Annotated in this window: 21 protein-coding genes; 10 read left to right on the forward strand and 11 right to left on the reverse strand. The window is 56.7% G+C overall.

Features of this window, described 5'->3' with window-relative positions:
* Window positions 1-28: 28 nt before the first annotated feature.
* Window positions 29-814, reverse strand: coding sequence for an HD domain-containing protein (locus MPN23_RS02640; RefSeq protein WP_243545961.1), 786 nt, complete (start codon window positions 812-814; stop codon window positions 29-31).
* 5 nt (window positions 815-819) lie between these two features.
* A complete protein-coding gene (locus tag MPN23_RS02645) occupies window positions 820-1,149 on the reverse strand; it encodes an SHOCT domain-containing protein (RefSeq protein WP_243545962.1) in 330 nt (109 codons plus the stop codon).
* A gap of 203 nt (window positions 1,150-1,352) precedes the next feature.
* Here MPN23_RS02645 and MPN23_RS02650 point away from each other — a divergent pair, with 203 nt between their 5' ends.
* The 10 genes from MPN23_RS02650 to lpxC all read left to right on the forward strand — a co-directional run bounded on the left by MPN23_RS02650 (window position 1,353) and on the right by lpxC (window position 9,974).
* On the forward strand, window positions 1,353-1,760 hold the full coding sequence (locus tag MPN23_RS02650; protein ID WP_243545963.1) for a response regulator: 408 nt from the start codon (window positions 1,353-1,355) through the stop codon (window positions 1,758-1,760).
* Window positions 1,744-2,274, forward strand: coding sequence for a Tim44 domain-containing protein (locus tag MPN23_RS02655; protein WP_243545964.1), 531 nt, complete (start codon window positions 1,744-1,746; stop codon window positions 2,272-2,274). The genes MPN23_RS02650 and MPN23_RS02655 overlap by 17 nt, the downstream gene beginning before the upstream one ends.
* Window positions 2,275-2,318: 44 nt before the next feature.
* The gene (locus MPN23_RS02660; protein ID WP_243547342.1) at window positions 2,319-3,023 is read left to right on the forward strand and encodes a class I SAM-dependent methyltransferase; all 705 of its coding nucleotides are present in this window, start codon (window positions 2,319-2,321) and stop codon (window positions 3,021-3,023) included.
* A gap of 1 nt (window position 3,024) precedes the next feature.
* Window positions 3,025-4,758: a YcaO-like family protein gene (locus MPN23_RS02665; protein WP_243545965.1), complete on the forward strand. Its 1,734-nt coding sequence runs from the start codon at window positions 3,025-3,027 to the stop codon at window positions 4,756-4,758.
* Window positions 4,759-4,956: 198 nt separating this feature from the next.
* Window positions 4,957-5,274, forward strand: coding sequence for a TusE/DsrC/DsvC family sulfur relay protein (locus MPN23_RS02670; protein WP_243545966.1), 318 nt, complete (start codon window positions 4,957-4,959; stop codon window positions 5,272-5,274).
* A 295-nt stretch (window positions 5,275-5,569) separates the two neighbouring features.
* Window positions 5,570-5,797, forward strand: coding sequence for a 50S ribosomal protein L31 (gene rpmE, locus MPN23_RS02675; protein ID WP_243545968.1), 228 nt, complete (start codon window positions 5,570-5,572; stop codon window positions 5,795-5,797).
* Between the two features lie 164 nt (window positions 5,798-5,961).
* A complete protein-coding gene (locus MPN23_RS02680; RefSeq protein WP_424450068.1) occupies window positions 5,962-6,918 on the forward strand; it encodes a DUF1385 domain-containing protein in 957 nt (318 codons plus the stop codon).
* Between the two features lie 3 nt (window positions 6,919-6,921).
* Window positions 6,922-7,989, forward strand: a complete 1,068-nt coding sequence (gene prfA / locus MPN23_RS02685) for a peptide chain release factor 1 (RefSeq protein WP_243545975.1) — start codon at window positions 6,922-6,924, stop codon at window positions 7,987-7,989.
* A 24-nt stretch (window positions 7,990-8,013) separates the two neighbouring features.
* The gene (prmC, locus tag MPN23_RS02690; RefSeq protein ID WP_243545977.1) at window positions 8,014-8,874 is read left to right on the forward strand and encodes a peptide chain release factor N(5)-glutamine methyltransferase; all 861 of its coding nucleotides are present in this window, start codon (window positions 8,014-8,016) and stop codon (window positions 8,872-8,874) included.
* 179 nt (window positions 8,875-9,053) lie between these two features.
* Window positions 9,054-9,974, forward strand: coding sequence for a UDP-3-O-acyl-N-acetylglucosamine deacetylase (gene lpxC / locus MPN23_RS02695; protein WP_243545979.1), 921 nt, complete (start codon window positions 9,054-9,056; stop codon window positions 9,972-9,974).
* A gap of 75 nt (window positions 9,975-10,049) precedes the next feature.
* Here lpxC and MPN23_RS02700 read toward each other — a convergent pair whose 3' ends face one another.
* The 9 genes from MPN23_RS02700 to flhA all read right to left on the reverse strand — a co-directional run bounded on the left by MPN23_RS02700 (window position 10,050) and on the right by flhA (window position 17,652).
* Window positions 10,050-10,871, reverse strand: coding sequence for a hypothetical protein (locus MPN23_RS02700; RefSeq protein WP_243545980.1), 822 nt, complete (start codon window positions 10,869-10,871; stop codon window positions 10,050-10,052).
* A gap of 27 nt (window positions 10,872-10,898) precedes the next feature.
* Complete coding sequence (locus tag MPN23_RS02705) at window positions 10,899-11,306, reverse strand: hypothetical protein (RefSeq protein ID WP_243545981.1); 408 nt, start codon at window positions 11,304-11,306, stop codon at window positions 10,899-10,901.
* A 101-nt stretch (window positions 11,307-11,407) separates the two neighbouring features.
* Window positions 11,408-11,737, reverse strand: coding sequence for a hypothetical protein (locus MPN23_RS02710; RefSeq protein ID WP_243545982.1), 330 nt, complete (start codon window positions 11,735-11,737; stop codon window positions 11,408-11,410).
* A gap of 2 nt (window positions 11,738-11,739) precedes the next feature.
* Entirely contained in the window at window positions 11,740-12,462 is a 723-nt protein-coding gene (locus tag MPN23_RS02715) for a flagellar basal body-associated FliL family protein (protein ID WP_243545984.1), read from the reverse strand.
* A gap of 32 nt (window positions 12,463-12,494) precedes the next feature.
* Entirely contained in the window at window positions 12,495-12,875 is a 381-nt protein-coding gene (locus tag MPN23_RS02720; protein WP_243545985.1) for a chemotaxis response regulator CheY, read from the reverse strand.
* A gap of 19 nt (window positions 12,876-12,894) precedes the next feature.
* Window positions 12,895-13,680 carry a FliA/WhiG family RNA polymerase sigma factor gene (locus MPN23_RS02725; RefSeq protein WP_243545986.1) on the reverse strand — a complete coding sequence of 262 codons (786 nt, stop codon included), beginning with the start codon at window positions 13,678-13,680 and terminating at the stop codon, window positions 12,895-12,897.
* On the reverse strand, window positions 13,622-14,449 hold the full coding sequence (locus MPN23_RS02730) for a MinD/ParA family protein (RefSeq protein WP_243545988.1): 828 nt from the start codon (window positions 14,447-14,449) through the stop codon (window positions 13,622-13,624). The genes MPN23_RS02725 and MPN23_RS02730 overlap by 59 nt, the downstream gene beginning before the upstream one ends.
* A 17-nt stretch (window positions 14,450-14,466) precedes the next feature.
* Window positions 14,467-15,531 (reverse strand): flagellar biosynthesis protein FlhF, encoded by a 1,065-nt coding sequence (locus MPN23_RS02735; protein WP_243545990.1) that lies wholly within the window; start codon window positions 15,529-15,531, stop codon window positions 14,467-14,469.
* Window positions 15,532-15,546: 15 nt separating this feature from the next.
* Window positions 15,547-17,652, reverse strand: coding sequence for a flagellar biosynthesis protein FlhA (flhA, locus tag MPN23_RS02740; RefSeq protein ID WP_243545991.1), 2,106 nt, complete (start codon window positions 17,650-17,652; stop codon window positions 15,547-15,549).
* Between the last annotated feature and the right edge of the window lie 24 nt (window positions 17,653-17,676).

A 17,676-nucleotide genomic window follows, 5' to 3' on the forward strand; every position in this document is an offset into this window, starting at 1 on the left:
GCATCAAGGCTACCTGCACAAGCCGTTTCTAGCAAGGGGATGACGGCATTTTATAATGAAGTTGGTTGAGTATGCGGTGTTTCAGCTTGATGATTTCCGGAATGTCCGGGAGCAGAGCGAGCAGTTTTTCCATGTTGCCGCTGCGTGCCAGAAGGTCGAGGCCGGTTTCGGTGTTGAAGTCGTTGATCCAGCCCGCCACCAGCATCTTGAAGTCGTTGGACCAGCGTATTTCGCTGTAACTGCCCGTGCGTCCGGCCAGTACGTCCTGAAGAATGGATTGCGTGTATCGTGTGGGGTGCTGGGTTGCGCCGAGCACGACCACCGGATCAAGCGGTTTGTCCCCGCCCAGGTGGGTGATCATGACCGGAAATATGTCCAGCTTGTCGCTGTCGCGCACGATTCTTGCGGCTGTGTTCAGCGGTTCCGGCAGGGAGGAGGGCAGAGTCTTGACATTGTGCAGTCCGATGGCCGCACGGATCAGCCGTTGATCCGCGGCCGGAAGATGGTCGATGAACCCCGGGGTGCGCAGGGCCAGAACGCCCAGTCTTGCGTGATTTGCGGATTCCCTGTCATTGTAGGTCCTGTAGCGGGCGTATTGCGTGAAGCGTCCGATATCGTGATACAGGGCCGCGAGCAGGGTCAGGTCCCGAGTGCGTCCGGTTATGCCGTCGCCTTCCACGATTTCCCGCGCATTGTCGAGAACGCGGAGGGAGTGCTCCAGCTTGAGCTGGATATGGTAATCGTAATCCGGTGTTCCGATCAGATGCTGACGGGAATGCTCCGCGAGGCGGCGTATGTGTCTGTCGAGGTCCATGATTGCTACGACTTCCGGATTTTGCGCTTGCGTACCTGGAATTCGGCTTCTCCCACTTCTCCTGCCTCGAACTGTTTCGTCAATTCCGCAATTTCCTGTTGGCGCAGTTCCTCGGCTTCGCGGTCCAGTTCCTTGTCACGGAAGATGCCCTTGGGCCCGAACAGGAGGCGCAGGAAGAGGAGGATTACCCCGAGCAGCAGGGCGACGAAAGCGAATCTGGCGAGGGACGGCAGCAGGGCGTCGCCGTACCCCGAGCCAAAGGGCCATGCCCGCCATTGGGGATTGTTGAAAATATCCAGCCCTGCGTTGAAGGCGAGATGAATGAAATCGGTCATTGGGCGTTTTCTCCGGATGTTGGGTTGCGTTTCGGCCTTGCCGGAAGCTCCTTTTCCTACGATGGGCGTGCATCGGAGGCAAGAGGGAATTTCCCGAGGCGAAAAAGCAATATCCCCGCCTTGTGCGGGGCGGCGTTTGCATGTATTGACCGTTGTGAACCCGGGGCGACCCTCTTGCCGCGGGAGTGTTTTTCGGAGGATTCATGCGTATTCTGATTGTGGAAGACGAGTTCACGAGTCGCAAGCTTCTGACCGCACTGCTCGCGGATTACGGCGAATGCGACACCGCGTCGGACGGCGTGGAATGCGTGGACAGGTTCAGGGAGGCTCTGGTCAAGGGCTCGCCCTATGATCTCGTATGCATGGATATCATGATGCCCAACAAGGACGGGCATCAGGCGCTCAAGGAAATTCGTGAACTCGAGCAGGAATTCGAATGCAAACCCTCGGATGAGGCGAAGGTCATCATGGTCACGGCGCTCAACGATCCCAAGACCGTGGTCAAGGGGGGTCTTCGTCGTATTCTTCATTTTTCGCGCGTTTCGCAGACGCTCGGGAAACGAGGATCAGGAACAGGATCGGAACAGGATGGACATGCGGGATTCCGATGATTCGCAGGACGATGCGGACGGCAAGATGCGGCGCGGTGTGGACAGGTATGAGGCGGCTCGGCGTTCCTGGGAATATTTTCAGACGGGAGAAGCCCGGCCCGAACCTGTGGAGAACGCGCCGCAAGCCGCGCACGGGCAGGGGGATTTCGATTCCTCGGAGTTTCTGGAAGGTGCGAAGATTTTCTTTTCCCGATTTCAGGAAGCTGGCGACAACAGGGACCTTGATTCCATCCGGGATTTCATTTCGGATGAAGTCTATGCTCAGGCCGTGGCCGATCTGGAGACCGGCGGGGTTGCGGCTCGTACCGAGATCATGCTTCTTGACGCCCGGCTTGTGGATGTGAGGACGGAAAACGGGACCACCAGCGTGACGGTCCAGTTTGATGCGGATCTGCGCAAGGGCATTTCCGGGGGACAGCGTGAACATGTGCGTACCGTGTGGGAATTCTCTCGTGACGAAACCGCGCCCGGTTCCCTGTGGACGCTGGACAAGATCAACCGGATGGATCACTGATTTTCAGCAACACCTATCCCAGGAGGGGGATTGTTTTGGCGGATATGAAATATGATCTGGGCCAGCCTTTCGAGGCGCTCATGGACCTTGCCCGGAAGAAATTCGGGGAAGTGCGGTTTGAACCCTTTCATTTCGGTGGCGGCGAACTGGAAGTGCTCCAGATCGTGGACATGCCCAAATATATCGACAAGCTCGTTTCCAGGACCCGGTCCGGCAAATCCGTGGATCTGCCGCTTTGGGCCAAGATATGGCCGTCCTGCATGGTGCTGGGCGCAATGCTGGACAAGTATCCGTTTCCCGAGAACGCGAAGGTCATCGAAATCGGAGCGGGATGCGCAGTCAACGGCCTGCTGCTGGCTCGCCGCGGGCTGGACGTGGTGGTTACGGATGTGGACGAGGATGCACTGCTGTTCAGCCGCATCAATGCCCTGAAAAACGGTTTGGATAACAAGTTGACCGTGCGGCGCGTGGATTTCACCCGTGACAGTCTGGGAGAACGTTTCGACTACATTCTCGGTTGCGAAGTGGTGTATACCGAGGCCGCCTATGAGCCGCTCGTCGGTTTTCTCGATGATCACCTGGCTTCGGCAGGCGCAGGAGAGGTTTTTCTCGCTCTGGATGGCAAGCGTCAGGCCAGACGGTTCTTTCAGCTTGCCTCCGACAGGTTCGCCATGATGCGGACAGCCGCAAACATCAAGGACAAGGGCGAATCCAGGGAAGTCCTGCTTTTCCGCCTGAGAAGGAAGTAGCATGATCACGTTGAATTCCTGTCCCAAGTCCTTTACCCGTGATCAGGACAAGGCTTGCTCTCCCGGAGACACCGTGGCCCGGGTCAAGGCTCGGCTGGAGGAGAAATGTGCCGGAGTGCTTGCTGAAACCGACCGGGTGGATACCGGACGGCTCGGCATTCCGGTTTTCGTGAGCAAATGCGGTCCGGCCGCACGCGACGTGATGCCCACGCGCAAGCAGATGGGCAAGGGGGCGTCCCCTGAGCAGGCAGAAGCGTCCGCACTCATGGAGCTGGTGGAGCGATTCAGCTACTTTTCCTTTTGGAACGATCCGGCCAACTTCGAGGAATTGACATGGTCCGAGGCCGAGACTCGCTGGCCCGGACAGGTCATGGATATCGCGCGGGTCATCGATTCCGTGGAGGACTCCCTGTCTCCGGATCAGGCCCGCAGGGTCATGGACCTCGTGCGCTGGAAGTTTCATCCCCTTTTCAACGTCTGTACCGAGTCCGTGGAGTATGCGCCACTGGACTGGTTCAAGAAGCTCAACGAATTCAACGGGTCTTCCGCAGGCAATACCTTCGAGGAATCCATTTGCCAGGGCGGGTGCGAATTGGTCGAGCGGCACGTTTGCGCCGTGATCGATCGGACGCGGCCCGAGCTTCCCACCATTGATCAGGAAAATCTGGCCGATCCCGTGCTGGAGCGGTTGTGCCGCTGCTTTCGGGATAATGGGATTACGCTCATCCTGAAGGATTTTTCCCTTGGTTTTCCCGTTCCCACGGTCGCTGCCATCGCATGGGACGGAAAGACGTTTCCCGCCTTGAGCGAAATCGTGTTCACGGCCGGAACCGCTGCGTCTCCGGCAAAGGCGGCCATCCGCGCCGTGACCGAGGTGGCGCAACTTGCCGGGGATTTCGAGACCAGCAGGGTCTACGAAGCCTCGGGATTGCCCAAGTTCTCCGAGCTGGATCAGGCTGAATGGCTCAGAAGCGGACCGCTTGTTTCCCTGAATTCCCTGCCGAGCGTGGAAGACAGGGATATCTACAACGAGCTCAAGGCGCTGGCCAATGGCTTGGCAGCCAAGGGCTATCCCCTGTATTCCGTGGATACCCGGCATCCCGATCTCATGGTTGCGGCAAATTACAATCTGGTGCCGGGATTCGACTTCCGAGAGCGTACGCCTAACCGGAGTCTGGGCCTGTTCGTCGGTCGCATTCTGGCCGAGGATTCGGAGTTCGATGAGGCTCTGGAAGGACTGGACGTGCTGGAGGAGATATATCCGGAGGCATACTTTCTGCCGTTCTTCCGAGGGCTTCTGGCCTTGCGCATGGGCGATTCCGGGTATGCGCTGGACATGTTTTCCGAAGCCGAACCCTTGCAGCCCGCCAACGAGGAACGCGGTCTTGCCGCCTTTTATCAGGGATATGTGCTGTCGCAGATGGAGGAATGGGAAGAGTGCGTGGCACCCCTTGGTCGGGCCGTGGAATACGATGCCGAGGTCAAGGAGTTCTTCAATCTGCGTGGAGTCGCCTATTTCAAGCAGGGCAAATATGAACGGGCGGCCAGTGATTTTCAGGCCTCTCTGGACATCGATTCCGGCTCCCCGCACGATCTGGCCAACCTCGGCCTGTGTCACAAGTTCATGGGCAATACGGGCGAGGCGCTGGATTATCTCGGCGCAGCGTTGGAAATGGACCCGGGGCTGGAGTATGCCCGGACGCATTTCGAGGAGTTGCAGGCCCAGGCGGAGTGATTGGTGCACAGGTATCGACCGGATGTGGATATCGGTGTCCAGGTTGACAAAGTTGCCCTATGGGTCGTAAGAGTGTTTGGGCAATTCGAGGACCACTCAGGTTACAAACAGCGGATCGCTGTTTAACTGGATATGGCGGCTCCTTTTAGGAGCAACATTACCCCTAACAGCATAGACGTAAATCCTTAGGAGGATACAATGGCTGTTGTTGAATTCCAGGGCAAGACCTTTGAAGTAGACGAAGACGGCTTCCTGCAGCGTTTTGACGATTGGACCCCTGAATGGGTCGATTACGTGAAGGAGACCGAAGGCATCAAGGAAATCACCGATGACCACCAGAAGGTGATCGATTTCCTGCAGGACTACTACAAGAAGAACGGCATCGCTCCGATGGTCCGCATTCTGTCCAAGGTGACCGGCTTCAAGCTGAAACAGATCTACGAGCTGTTCCCCTCCGGACCCGGCAAGGGAGCCTGTAAGATGGCTGGCCTGCCCAAGCCCACCGGTTGCGTCTAAACCGCACCGAATCATGGGACTACAAGAGCGGGGGCTTCGGCTTTCGCTCTTTTTTTGTGCTGCTGGATGTGGAAGGGGATTTCGCAAAAGACCGTTTCTGGCGAGTGGTTCCGAAGAATTGCGAAAACAGGCTGAAAAACAGTTGAAATCCGTCGTCGATGCGTGTAGGTGAGGGGCGCACTCGACGGTCGTGGGACGTGCGGACCTTCCACCCGCACATCACTTTTTTACTTGCGAACCGTTTGGGCAGTGAGTATAAAACCAAGTTCCACGCAAACGAAGACAGGAGACCGTCATGAAAAAAGATATTCATCCCAAGACTTTTAAGGCAAAGTTTCGCTGCCACTGCGGCTACGAAAGCGAGATCGTGAGCACCAAGGGCGAAAACGTGGACGTTGAAATTTGTTCCAACTGCCACCCGTTCTACACCGGCAAGCAGCGTTTCGTAGATACTGCCGGCCGCATTGATCGTTTCCGCAAAAAGTACGCCAAGTTCGACGAGCAGCGCAAGACCGCCGAATAGCTATTTCCGCCGAAGCGTGCGTCAATATGCCTTCGTTGGACGACCCGACGAAGGCATATTGTTTTTGTCATACGGACCTTTACTTTTTCGAGCGCAGTTCTTAACTCAGTGCCTTGAAAGGGAACCGGAAAACCGGAGTCCGTTGAAATCGCCCAACCGGAGGAATACGCTTGAAGCTGCGGAACCTGCTTATCTTTGCCGCCCCCCAGACTGTTGGCGGGCAGGCCGTTATCGAGGGCGTGATGATGCGCGCCCGGAACTCCCTCGCCATTGCCGTGCGCAAGACCGATGGAGATATTCTCGTTGATGTCCGTCCCTGGTTCTCTCTGACCCGCCATCCATTGCTGCGGAAGCCTTTTTTGCGTGGATTCCCCGTACTCATGGAAACCATGGTCAACGGAATCAAGGCACTGAATTTTTCCGCGGTTCAGGCCGCTGAAGACGAAGAGAGTGGTGAAAGCGAAATCACGTCCTTTCATCTGGTCATGACCATGGCCTTGGCTCTTGCTGCGGCTCTGGGGCTTTTCGTTGTCCTGCCGCACTTCATTTCCGTGGGAATGGAATTCCTCGGTCTGGCCGGTGATGTCGATTCCCTCAGTTTTCATCTCTGGGACGGCGTTTTCAAGATGGCCGTGTTTCTCGGCTACATCTTCGCCATTTCCTTCATTCCGGATATCCGTCGCGTTTTCGAGTATCATGGAGCCGAGCACAAGGTCATCTGGACCTGGGAAGCCGGACACGGACTGACCCCGGCAGCGACGCACGGCTACAGCCGGCTGCATCCGCGCTGCGGAACCGCGTTCCTTCTGTTCGTGCTGGCGGTCAGCATTCTGCTTTACGCAGTACTCGTGCCGCTTCTGCTCATGATCTGGGCGCCCGGGAATTTCATTGTCAAACACCTGTACATTGTGGGCATGAAGCTGTTGCTGATGGTGCCCATCAGTTGCATCGCCTATGAACTGATCAAGTTCTCCGGCCGGTTCAATGAGAACATCCTGTGCAAGGCCATGTGCTGGCCCGGACTGATGATGCAGCTTTTGACCACCAAAGAGCCCGATGACAGTCAGATCGAGGTGGCCATCGCCGCCTTGAAGGGTGCCGTCAAGGCCGAGGAGTGCTGATAGATGTTCGCAAAACTTGAAGAGATCGAGGTCAGGTTCGAAAGCCTGGAGCAGGAACTGGCAGAGCCGGGAATTTTCAATGATCAGGACCGATATCGCAAGATTTCCAAGGCGCATTCCGAACTCGGGGATGTGGTCAAGGTGTTTCGCGAATACAAGGCCCTGAGCAGCGAGCTGGCGGACAACAAGGAACTGCTGGCCGACAGTGATCCCGACATTCGTGACATGGCCAAGGCCGAGATTCATGAGATCGAGGGACAGCTTCCCAAATTGGAAGAGGAACTCAAGGTCCTGCTGCTGCCCAAGGATCCCATGGATGAGAAGAACATCATTCTGGAGATTCGTGCGGGCACCGGCGGCGACGAGGCTGCGCTTTTTGCCGCCGACCTGTTCCGCATGTATTCCCGCTATGCCGAAATCCTGAAGTGGAAAGTGGAGATTCTCGAATCCCATTCAACGGGTTCCGGCGGATACAAGGAAATTATCGCGTCCATTTCCGGTGACATGGTCTACAGTCGCCTCAAGTTCGAGTCCGGCACCCATCGCGTTCAGCGCGTTCCGGCCACCGAGTCCCAGGGCAGGATTCACACGTCTGCAGTAACTGTCGCCATCATGGCGGAGGCCGCGGAAGTCGATGTGGACATCAAGCCCGAGGAAATCCGCGTGGACGTGTTCCGGTCCTCCGGCCCGGGAGGCCAGTCCGTCAACACCACGGACTCCGCCATCCGCATTACCCACATTCCCACCGGACTGGTGGTTTCCTGTCAGGACGAGAAGTCCCAGCACAAGAACAAGGCCAAGGCCCTGAAAGTGCTTCGCGCCCGTCTGCTCCAACTGGAGCAGGAAAAGGCCAAGGCCGAGGAAGACGCTACCCGCCGCAGTCAGGTGGGAACCGGCGACCGTTCCGAACGCATTCGTACCTACAATTTCCCGCAGGGCCGTGTTTCCGACCATCGCATCAACCTGACACTCTACAAGCTGGAGCAGGTCATGGAAGGCGATCTCGAGGAACTTACCGATGCCCTGATCAGCCATTATCAGGCTGAAGCGCTCAAGGCGCAGGGCAATTGATCCCTTTTGGACCGGTTGCACCGCATGGCGTTTTCCATTCGGGAACTTCTGGCCCGTTGTGAAGCTGATTTGCTGCGGAAAGGCGTGGATTCTCCTCGCCTTTCCGCAGAATTGCTTTTGGCCGAGGCCTTGGACTGCACGCGTTTGCGGCTTGTCATGGACCATGATCGCGTGGTTCCGTCCGAACAGCAGCAGGCGTTTGAGGCCTTGTGGCAACGCAGGGCCGTCGGCGAACCCGTGGCCTACATTCTTGGAACCCGCGAATTCTATGGTCTGGACTTTGACGTCAATTCCGATACGCTCATTCCGAGACCCGAGACCGAGCACATCATCGAAGCGGTGGAAGCCGCATTCCCTCATGACGCATCCTTTCGGTTCGTGGATTTCGGTACCGGGTCCGGAGCCATTGCCGTGACTCTGGCGACCCTGTTTCCTCGGGCAAGGGGGGTGGCCGTGGACATGAGCTCCGGCGCGCTGTGCACGGCCCGTTGCAATGCCGAGCATCACAACGTCACTGGCCGACTCGCCTTTGTCCGAGCGGACTTTACCCGTCCGTTGTTTTCGGACGGGATTTTCGACTTGGTCGTGTCCAATCCTCCATATGTCACGGAATCCGAATATGCCGAGGCAAGTCGAGAGGTTACTGGATTCGAACCCGCCACGGCCCTGCTGGGCGGCGAGGATGGACTGGACCTTGTTCGGGACCTTGTCCCGCTCGTTGGCGATGTACTGAAGCCGGGCGGATTGTTTCTGATGGAGATCGGATACCGGCAAGGGGATGGGGTAAAAAAAATACTGTCCGGACAGGATCAGCAATTTCGTTGCGTTGAGGTGCTTCCGGACCTTGCCGGGCTGGACAGGGTGGCTCGCGCACGAAAATTATAATCGCAAAAATGCAACAGTTCCGCTTCATTTCCGTGGTAAAAATACAATGATTTGCAGGAAAACAACAGTTTGAAATTGTCACTTTTCTGGAAAAAAGCTTTAATTTCAAACTGTTATAATAATCTATCCAGTTGGCACCGTTTTTGCTTGTATGAAATCGGTTTTCAACTGGAGGAATAATGCTACAAACCACAATACATACATCGGTTCGCTGCACCGGCATCGGACTTCACAGTGGGAAACAGGTTGAGCTCGTGCTTCGTCCCGCTCCCGAAGATACCGGCATTCTCTTTTCCCTGCGCAGCGATTCCGGTACCACCTTTCTGACTCCCAACCCGTCCCTGGTCGTGGAAACCGGTCTGGCCACGGTGCTTGGTGATGGTCATGCTACCGTCGCCACTGTCGAGCATCTCATGGCTGCTGTCCGGGGCATGGGTATAGACAATATTCAGATTGAGGTCATGGGCCGCGAAGTGCCCATCATGGATGGCAGCGCCGCTCCCTTTGTCTATCTGCTCAAGCAGGCTGGCGTACGTCGTCAGGCCAAACCTCGTCAGGTCATGGCCATCAGGAAGAACGTGAATTTCGAGCAGGACGGCAAGTATGTCAAGGCTCGGCCCTACGACGGCTTCCGCGTGGACTACACCATTGAGTTTGCTCATCCCACCATCGGCACGCAGCGACTGGTCCGCGAGATCACCCCGGAAAATTTCGCTGCTGATGTGGCCAAGGCCAGAACGTTCGGCTTTCTCAAGGAAGTGGACTATCTGCATGCGAACGGCTTGGCTCTGGGCGGTTCACTCGACAATGCCGTGGTGTTGGACGAATACGGTGTCATCAATGCCGAAGGCCTGCGCTTCAAGGACGAGTTCGTCCGGCACAAGATGCTGGATTTCGTCGGCGACTTGGCTGTCTACGGCCTGCCCATTCAGGGGCATTTCGAGATTTTTGCTTCCGGCCATGCCCTGAACAACGCGTTTCTTCGGCATCTGGATGCCAACAGGGACATGTATCTGGAACACAAGGTTCTGCCGGTGCCCGTGGAAGCGGAGCAGCCCGAGACCCAGGAAATTCTGGAGCCTGTCGGGGCGTTGGCGTAAAGCCGTTTTCCTTTTCAGAGAGTTGAAAGAAACCGCCTTCGGGCGGTTTCTTTGTGCGTGAGTGGCGGAGTCGGGTTATGAACTGCGGCGCAGCAGCAGTTCCGAAAGGATGCCGCCATGCGCATGCGGCGGGAGTTTTTCGATGCCAAGCAGGGAAGTGTCCTCGGTTTTGGCGGTCAGGACGTTGCGCAGGATTTTGTGGAGCTGCGGGCCGTGCCTGGGATGCTCCAGCAACAGCTTGATTCCGGCTCGCGGCGGTTTTGCCAGAACCTGCACCCGCGTCAGACCGAAGCGGGGGAATGTGCACTCCACGGTCAGGCTTAGAAAATTGGTGTTTCCTTGCAAGGAAGGATGGCAGATCAGGACCGACCGATTGCCTTCCGGAACCAGCCAGGGCGCGTAGAGTATGGTTTGCCCGCGGTTCATGGATGCTGTCAGACTGGCGGCGCATGCCGTGACATCCAGAAATGCGTCGGTACAATTCCTGTCCTGTTGCAGAGCAGAGAAAAAGTCGTGTTTGCGTTCGTGTCCGGTTTTTTCGCAAAGCGCGGAAAGAACGGTACGGGCGCGGTTCTCGAATAGCGTACGTGCGGTTTCAAAGTCGGAAATTCGGGAAAACTCGGGATTGCCTGAAAAGCCCGGGTCAAAGAGCTCCTTGAGGATGATCTGCGGGGAGAGTTGAACGACTCTGAAGGTAAGAAGCGAGCCGGGAGAAGGCGTTGAATTCAGGTTGGCCAGAAGTCTTTGGCCATCGATCACCACCCAGCCCATGTCGCTGGAAATCTTTTCGATGAATCGGCCCCTGATTTTCTGGCCGATCTTGTGATTGCGCCGAAAGGTTTCGGAACGCCCTCTGCCTGAGGAGCCGCCACCTCCTTTGCCGCCACGTATTCGCATTGCTGATCCGATGAAAGCTTGTCCGCTTTAGGCGCGGTCTATGATGAGTTCCACTTCCTCGGAACTCAGTCCGGTTGCCTTGGCCAACTGCATGGTGGATTTGCCGCTTCTGTGGCCGTTCAAGATGATTTCACGCATCATTTGCGGGGACTTGCAGTATTCACCGGCCAATTTGACCAGTTTGCGCAATTCTTCCGCCTTGCTCTCCAATTCCTCGTTGATGGACAGCAGTTCGTTCTGGCGCTGTTCGAACGTGGCCACGAGTTCGCTTTCCAACTGGGTGTTGAATTGCAGGCGTCGGACGAAATCCTCCTGCTTGGCTTGCAGTTCGGAAACGAGCTCTTCCGATTTGCGAAGACGGAGAAAAAAGAAAAGGACAATGGCCAGCAAAAGTATTTCGCTTGCCGTGAAGAAAATCAGCAACAGGTTGGACATGTCTGCCTCGCGGCTCAAGGTTGACGGATGCCGGAAGTTTCCCTTTTTTCGGCAGGAAAAGCAAATGGGTCTGCTGTTCGCGGCAAAGGCGTGAATTCGCCTCAGACCTTCATGTTGACGATGTTGCCCGACCAGGGAGAAGAGGAGGCTCCGCTTTCGGTTTCTTCCTTTTCCTGCTCCTTTTTGTTTCGATCCTGCGGGGCCGCCTGCTGTTCCTGCTGGTTGTGGCCTTCGCTGTCCACCGGCTGCATGGCTTCGGTTTCCTCGACTTCCTGCACGGTTTCCTGCTTGTTGCGCCGCAGGTGTTCGGCAATGATCGGACCGAACAGGCTTTTCCGGGTTTCCGGGGAAGCCTGTTCCGCGTTCGCAAGTTTCTGCACGTAAGGCAGTTGTGCGATGACGATCGGAAGATCTATGGGGGTGGAGCTCATGGCTACCTCACAAGGTATTGTTCGAAAAGAAGCGTCTCGAACTGGCCAAATCCCATGTATTGGTTGATGACCGCAAGCAGTTCCTTTTTCAGTCTGTCGCTGTTCTTCTTATCGGACAGGAACTGCAAATCCTTATTCTTGAGGTAATAATACACGGCATTTCTTACCGTGTAGGTCTCCTGCTTGAACTGACGAGCAAGACCGTCATCGGGCGTTGTCAGCACAAGCCGGACTTCCAGGAATCGGACCTGCCCCTTGTCGTCCTTCTGTTCCACCAGAAACGGATCGAGTCGGACCAGAATATCCTGGGATTCCGGAACAACCGGTTCCGCAGGCGTTTCCGGCTGGGCGACAGGGGGAACTTCAACGGGAACTTCCACGACTTCGGGTTCGCGGAGCAGGAGGATGGCGATGACAGCGAGCAGAATGACGATAACAGCTGCGGCCCACACGAGCTTGTTGCCGAGCAGGGCCGCCAGATTCGATTTTTCCGGTTTTTCCTCTTCGAAAAGAGGGGTTTCGTGCTCCTCTTCCAGAGGCAGTTCGTCTTCTTCCTCTGCCTCGAGAAAGGGCGCGTCATCCAGGTCGAGATCGACCTTTTGCGCGGCCCGGCTGGCTTCGCTGTCGTCCAGTTGGGCCTTGGGCTGCTGCCCGGACTCCTCCGACACGTCTTCGGCAAGAGCCGCGGTGGTTTCCTCGGTATCGTCCGGGACCAGCAGGACCATGGATATGACCTACTACGTCGGGCCGCCTGCGGCTAGCCGAAGATCTTTTCGATTTTCTGAGCCAGTGTTTCCGGGGTGAACGGCTTGACGATGTAGTTGGACACCTTGGCCTGAACGGCTTCGATGATGTTTTCCTGCTGGGCTTCCGCAGTGACCATCAGGAAGGGGATGTCGGCATATTCCTCGCTGCCGCGTACCTTGCGAAGCAGTTCGATGCCGGACATTTTCGGCATGTTCCAGTCGGATACGATGAAATCGATGTTATCCTTGTTCAGGACATCCCAAGCGGTGGTGCCGTCGTCGGCTTCCACGATGTTGGTGAACCCCAGCTGGCGGAGGATGTTCTTGATAATCTTCCGCATGGTGGAGAAGTCATCCACGACAAGGATGCGCATGGAAGTGTCGGCAGCCATGTTGGTCTCCTTTTATGGTTTAGTCGCTTTCGTAGCGAGCCCTGAAGTTTTTCCGTAATTTTTTCAATGCCTGCGAGTGCAACTGGGAAACTCGGCCTTCGGTAATATCCATGACCTCGGCGGTTTCCTTCATGTTCAGTTCCTCGCCATAATACAAAGATATGACCAATTTTTCCCTTGGGGTCAATTCCTCAATGAGATTGGCGACTTTGTCAACTATTTCTTGGAAGGCCGTGGACTGGAAAGGCTCGTCGTCGGCCAGTCCCTTTCGGCTGATGAGGTGCTCCTGAAACGAGTCCAGACTGACGCACATCTGGTTGTTCAGGGCTTCCAGCCCCTGCTGAACCTCTTTTTCCGTCAGGCCGGTGTGGTCCTGGAGCTGTTCACTCGTGGCGGGCTGGCCGGTCTCATGCTCGATCTGGCGCATGGCGTCTTCAAGATTCTTCACCTTTTGGCGCAGTCCGCGTGAAAACCAGTCCATGCGTCGAAGCTCGTCGAGCATGGCTCCCTTGATCCGGTTTTCCGCATACGTATCGAACTTGATGCCCAGAGTCGGGTTGAATTTGCCGAGGGCGTCAAGAAGCCCCAAGCTGCCAGCGCTGATGAGCTCGCCGAGCTCGACGCTTTGCGGCAGTTTGGATTTGAGTCGAAGCGCGAGAATCCGGATTTTTGGTGCATAATGCCTGACGATTTCCTCCCGATCTCTCGGAGGAAAATCATTCCAGGCCTTGTCCCCGGATTCCAGGTCACGCCACGGACTGCTCCTGGAAGAGGAGTTTTTTCCAGAAAAACTTGATATTGCCATCAGTATTCGGTGTCACCCGCCAGGAGTTGATTTTCTGGGCCGCCTGCCGAATTGCCACGCTTGCCGGGGTCTTGGCAAACTTGTGGCAGAAAGGGGTCTGTGAGATCACAGCCTTTCGAACATTGGTGTCGTAGGGAATGAAGCCGACCAGATCCAGGGATACGCCGCTCAGGAAGTGGTCGCAGGCATTCGCCAGCTTGATGTACACGTCCTTGGCCGTTCTCTGGTCCTTGACCATGTTGACCAGCACCCGGAATTTTTCCACGCCGTGGTTGAGCTTCAGCACCTTGATCAGGGCATAGGCGTCGGTCAGGGACGTGGGCTCCGGAGTCATGACCAGCAGTCGTTCCTGCACGGCCATGTTGAAATACAGTACGTTTTCATTGATGCCCGCCCCGGTGTCCACGATGAGGTAGTCTATCTCGTCGTCAAGGGTGTCCATGGCATCCAGAAGGTCGAGTTTCTGACCCCGGTCCAGATCCACCATTTCACTGACTCCGGAAGAGGCCGGAAGGATGGGAAAACCGTATGGCGTGTCGTACAGGACCTTGTCCAGAGTCACGTCCTGATGAAAGAGGTGGAACAGGTTGTATTCCGGGGCAAGGCCCAGAATGACGTCCACGTTGGCAAGGCCGAGATCCGCATCCAGCAGCATCACCTTCTTGCCGAGGGTGCTCAGGGTGTACGCGAGATTCACGGATATGTTGGTCTTGCCGACTCCCCCTTTGCCAGAGGTGACGGAAAGGACCATCGGGAGTTTGGAACTCATGGCGTCGGGTCGTCTCCTTAAGGTTGAATTTCGCCGTTGGGCAGTTTGCGCATAAAGATGAGCCGCCAGATCATTTCCTTGGTGGCCGGCTTGATGCTGTTCTTCAAGCCGGAGCCGAACGAAAGGGCCGACACGGGCAGCCCGCTGGCGAACGCCATGTTCATTATGGCTCCGAATGTACAGGCTTCGTCGAGTTTCGTCCAGATAACGCTTGCAAGTCTCGGACTTTTATATTTTTCGATGAAGCGGTCGAGCTGTCCCGCGCTGTAATACGGGTTGAGTACGAGGTGAATGGCCATGTCCTCGGCCTGCGTCATTCCGTAGAGTGCCAGCCATTCCTCGAGGTTGGTCCTGGCGGAAAGTCCGGGAATGTCGAGCAGTACGAGATCATAGCGGTGCGCCTTTTTGCGTAGGGAGGCAAAATCGTCCCGGGTCACGATTTCCATGTAATCGAAACCGGAAAGTTCGGCATAGTGCCGCAGTTCCAGCCTGCCTTTGCCTCGGCTGCTGTCTGCCGTTGCCACGCAGATGCGGCTGCGGGGATTGCGCCTGCCTTCCCTGAGCGCGAACCGGATGAGCGTGGAAGTCTTGCCTGCGCCGTTCGGACCGGCAAAGGCATGAAATCTGGTGTCCCATCTTTCGGATTCCAGAGGGCGGGCCGCGGCAAATTTGTTCAGCACCGAGAGCACCGAACTGTCCGGATTCTGCGTGAGACCGCAGTAGGCCTGCATGATCACGTGCTCGCCCACGTCTTCGCGCTCGAGATACTCCAGGGCGATGCGATGTTTGGGATAGAGCTTGTTCAGGTCCATCTGGGGTTTCATGAGCGCCAGAATGTGGCCCTTGATCTGCGACCATTCGCGTTGCCAGCCCGTGGAGCCGGAAAGTGCGCCTTCAAGGAAGTCCTCCTTGGTCGCCTGAGTCGCGGGTTCGGGGATCGAGTCGATCGCGGCAACGACTTCGCAGCATTTTCTGCCGTCCTCTTCCACCGTGGTGTTGGACAGGATGACGGCGTCTCTGCCCAGATCTGCCTTGACCTTGGCAAAAGCCTGCGTGGCAGTGGCGGCTCTGAATGTCTTCATTCTCATGTTCAGGTCCTAGAATTCAACGGTTGCGATAGACTGAATTTTGACATCGGCGGGAATCTCGGCCTGTGAGATTACCGGCAGGGTCGGGATGAACCGGGTCAGCAACTGGGCAAGCTGGCTTCTGAGCTGCGGCGATACCAGCAGGATGGGTTGCCCGTCCGCGACAAAGGCGTTGTCGGTTGCATCGTTGATGCGCTGGATGATCTGCTGGGCCATGCCGGGTTCCAGAGCGATGTATCCGCCCTGTTCGGCTGGCCGCATGGCACTGGTCAGGGTCTGGTCGATCTGGTGCCCCAGCGTGATGATGGGGAGAGTTCCGTCCTCGCCGAGGTAGGGTTTGACGATGGTGCGGCTCATGCGCGCCCGGACGTATTCCGTGAGCTGGTTCGGGTCCTGAGTCGCCACGCCGTAGTCGGCCAGCGTTTCCACGATGGTCAGCAGGTCGCGAATGGATACGTTTTCCTGCACCAGAGACTGGAGCACCTTCTGCACCGCGCCCAGAGAGAGGATGCCCGGGACAAGGCTTTCCACGGCCTTGGGAGCGCGCTTGGACAGATTGTCCAGCAGTTCCTGAACTTCCTGACGGCCCAGAAATTCGCCGAGGTTGCGGCGGAAGACTTCCGTGAGGTGGGTGGCGACCACGGTGGAGGGGTCCACCACGGTGTAGCCCGCAAGCATGGCTTCTTCCTTCTGTGCCTCGGGAATCCAGATGGCGGGCAGGTTGAAGGCGGGTTCCACGGTTTCCACGCCCTGAATGCGATGTCTGGCGTCGCCTGGGTCCATGGCCAGATGGTGATCGATGAGCAGTTCGGCCTGCGCCACGGGGTTGCCCTTGACAAGCACGCGGTATTCGCCGGGCTTGAGTTGCAGGTTGTCGCGAAGATGGAGCGAAGGAATGACCACGCCCATGTCCAGTGCGAACTGGCGGCGGATGGAGCGGATGCGTGAAAGCAGGTTGCCGCTCTGTTCCTCGTCCACCAGCGGAATCAGGCCGTAGCCTACTTCCAGTTCCAGTTGATCCAGCGGCAGCAGGGCCTGCACTTCCTCGGGAGTGTCCAGAGTGGGCATGTCCTGCTTTTTGCCATTTTCTTCGTCCGGAGAAAACTCGGCGTGCTGCTTTTGGGACAGCTTGGCTATGCCGAAGATGATTGCGGACAGGAACATGAAGGGAATGGTGGGCATGCCCGGGACAATGGCGAAAATGAGCAGAATGATGGACACGAGTTTCAGCGCTCTGTGATGGAAGGTCAACTGGCCGAGGAATTCCTCGCCCATCTTGGCTTCGGCTGCGGCGGCGCGGGAAACGATGATACCCGTGGACGTGGAGATGATCAGGGATGGGATTGTTGCCACCAGACCGTCACCGATGGTCAGCAGGGTATAGGTCTGGGCCGCGTCCATCCAGTGCATGTCCTTTTGGATGATGCCGATGAGGAAGCCGCCGATGATATTGATGCCCGTAATCATCATGCCGGCTTTCACGTCGCCGGAAACGAATTTGCCTGCACCGTCCATGGCGCCGTAGAAGTCGGCCTCGCGGCGGATGAGTTCACGCTGTTTGCGGGCTTCGTCCTCCTCGATGAGTCCGGCATTCAGATCGGCTTCGATGGCCATCTGCTTGCCGGGCATGGCGTCCAGTGTGAATCGGGCGGCGACCTCGGCGATGCGTGTGGTACCGGAGACGATGACCGATTTGTTGAGGATGAACAGGATCATGAAGATGACGATGCCGATGACGTAATTGCCGCCGACAACGAATTCCCCGAAACTCTGGATGACCGAGCCTGCCGCGTTCGTACCCTCGTCGCCATGCAGGAGAATGGCGCGGGTGGTGGCCACGTTGAGAGCGAGGCGAAGCAGGGTGGTGACCAGCAGCAGTGACGGAAAAATGGAAAATTCAAGGGGCGATTCCATGAACATGGACGTGATGAGAACGACCAGCCCAAGGGAGATGCTCACGGTAAGCATGAAGTCGATGAACGGGGTGGGAAGCGGCACAAGCATGACGAACAGAATCGTCACGACACCGGCAGCGAGAAGCACATCGCCCTGTTTGGCGAATTTGTTGTAATCGATATTGAGAGCCGATGCTTTGCCTGTGGCGTTTTGAGCCATAATTTTGACACCTCGTGAGCTGTT

The organism is Pseudodesulfovibrio tunisiensis (assembly GCF_022809775.1).
GTDB lineage: Bacteria > Desulfobacterota > Desulfovibrionia > Desulfovibrionales > Desulfovibrionaceae > Pseudodesulfovibrio > Pseudodesulfovibrio tunisiensis.

What these genes read in the sequence shown, in the direction of transcription:
- MPN23_RS02640 (WP_243545961.1), bottom strand. Translation starts at nt 814, where the DNA reads ATGGACCTCGACAGACACATACGCCGCCTCGCGGAGCATTCCCGTCAG.
- MPN23_RS02645 (WP_243545962.1), bottom strand. Translation starts at nt 1,149, where the DNA reads ATGACCGATTTCATTCATCTCGCCTTCAACGCAGGGCTGGATATTTTC.
- MPN23_RS02650 (WP_243545963.1), top strand. Translation starts at nt 1,353, where the DNA reads ATGCGTATTCTGATTGTGGAAGACGAGTTCACGAGTCGCAAGCTTCTG.
- MPN23_RS02655 (WP_243545964.1), top strand. Translation starts at nt 1,744, where the DNA reads ATGCGGGATTCCGATGATTCGCAGGACGATGCGGACGGCAAGATGCGG.
- MPN23_RS02660 (WP_243547342.1), top strand. Translation starts at nt 2,319, where the DNA reads ATGAAATATGATCTGGGCCAGCCTTTCGAGGCGCTCATGGACCTTGCC.
- MPN23_RS02665 (WP_243545965.1), top strand. Translation starts at nt 3,025, where the DNA reads ATGATCACGTTGAATTCCTGTCCCAAGTCCTTTACCCGTGATCAGGAC.
- MPN23_RS02670 (WP_243545966.1), top strand. Translation starts at nt 4,957, where the DNA reads ATGGCTGTTGTTGAATTCCAGGGCAAGACCTTTGAAGTAGACGAAGAC.
- rpmE (WP_243545968.1), top strand. Translation starts at nt 5,570, where the DNA reads ATGAAAAAAGATATTCATCCCAAGACTTTTAAGGCAAAGTTTCGCTGC.
- prfA (WP_243545975.1), top strand. Translation starts at nt 6,922, where the DNA reads ATGTTCGCAAAACTTGAAGAGATCGAGGTCAGGTTCGAAAGCCTGGAG.
- prmC (WP_243545977.1), top strand. Translation starts at nt 8,014, where the DNA reads ATGGCGTTTTCCATTCGGGAACTTCTGGCCCGTTGTGAAGCTGATTTG.
- lpxC (WP_243545979.1), top strand. Translation starts at nt 9,054, where the DNA reads ATGCTACAAACCACAATACATACATCGGTTCGCTGCACCGGCATCGGA.
- MPN23_RS02700 (WP_243545980.1), bottom strand. Translation starts at nt 10,871, where the DNA reads ATGCGAATACGTGGCGGCAAAGGAGGTGGCGGCTCCTCAGGCAGAGGG.
- MPN23_RS02705 (WP_243545981.1), bottom strand. Translation starts at nt 11,306, where the DNA reads ATGTCCAACCTGTTGCTGATTTTCTTCACGGCAAGCGAAATACTTTTG.
- MPN23_RS02710 (WP_243545982.1), bottom strand. Translation starts at nt 11,737, where the DNA reads ATGAGCTCCACCCCCATAGATCTTCCGATCGTCATCGCACAACTGCCT.
- MPN23_RS02715 (WP_243545984.1), bottom strand. Translation starts at nt 12,462, where the DNA reads ATGGTCCTGCTGGTCCCGGACGATACCGAGGAAACCACCGCGGCTCTT.
- MPN23_RS02720 (WP_243545985.1), bottom strand. Translation starts at nt 12,875, where the DNA reads ATGGCTGCCGACACTTCCATGCGCATCCTTGTCGTGGATGACTTCTCC.
- MPN23_RS02725 (WP_243545986.1), bottom strand. Translation starts at nt 13,680, where the DNA reads ATGGCAATATCAAGTTTTTCTGGAAAAAACTCCTCTTCCAGGAGCAGT.
- MPN23_RS02730 (WP_243545988.1), bottom strand. Translation starts at nt 14,449, where the DNA reads ATGAGTTCCAAACTCCCGATGGTCCTTTCCGTCACCTCTGGCAAAGGG.
- MPN23_RS02735 (WP_243545990.1), bottom strand. Translation starts at nt 15,531, where the DNA reads ATGAAGACATTCAGAGCCGCCACTGCCACGCAGGCTTTTGCCAAGGTC.
- flhA (WP_243545991.1), bottom strand. Translation starts at nt 17,652, where the DNA reads ATGGCTCAAAACGCCACAGGCAAAGCATCGGCTCTCAATATCGATTAC.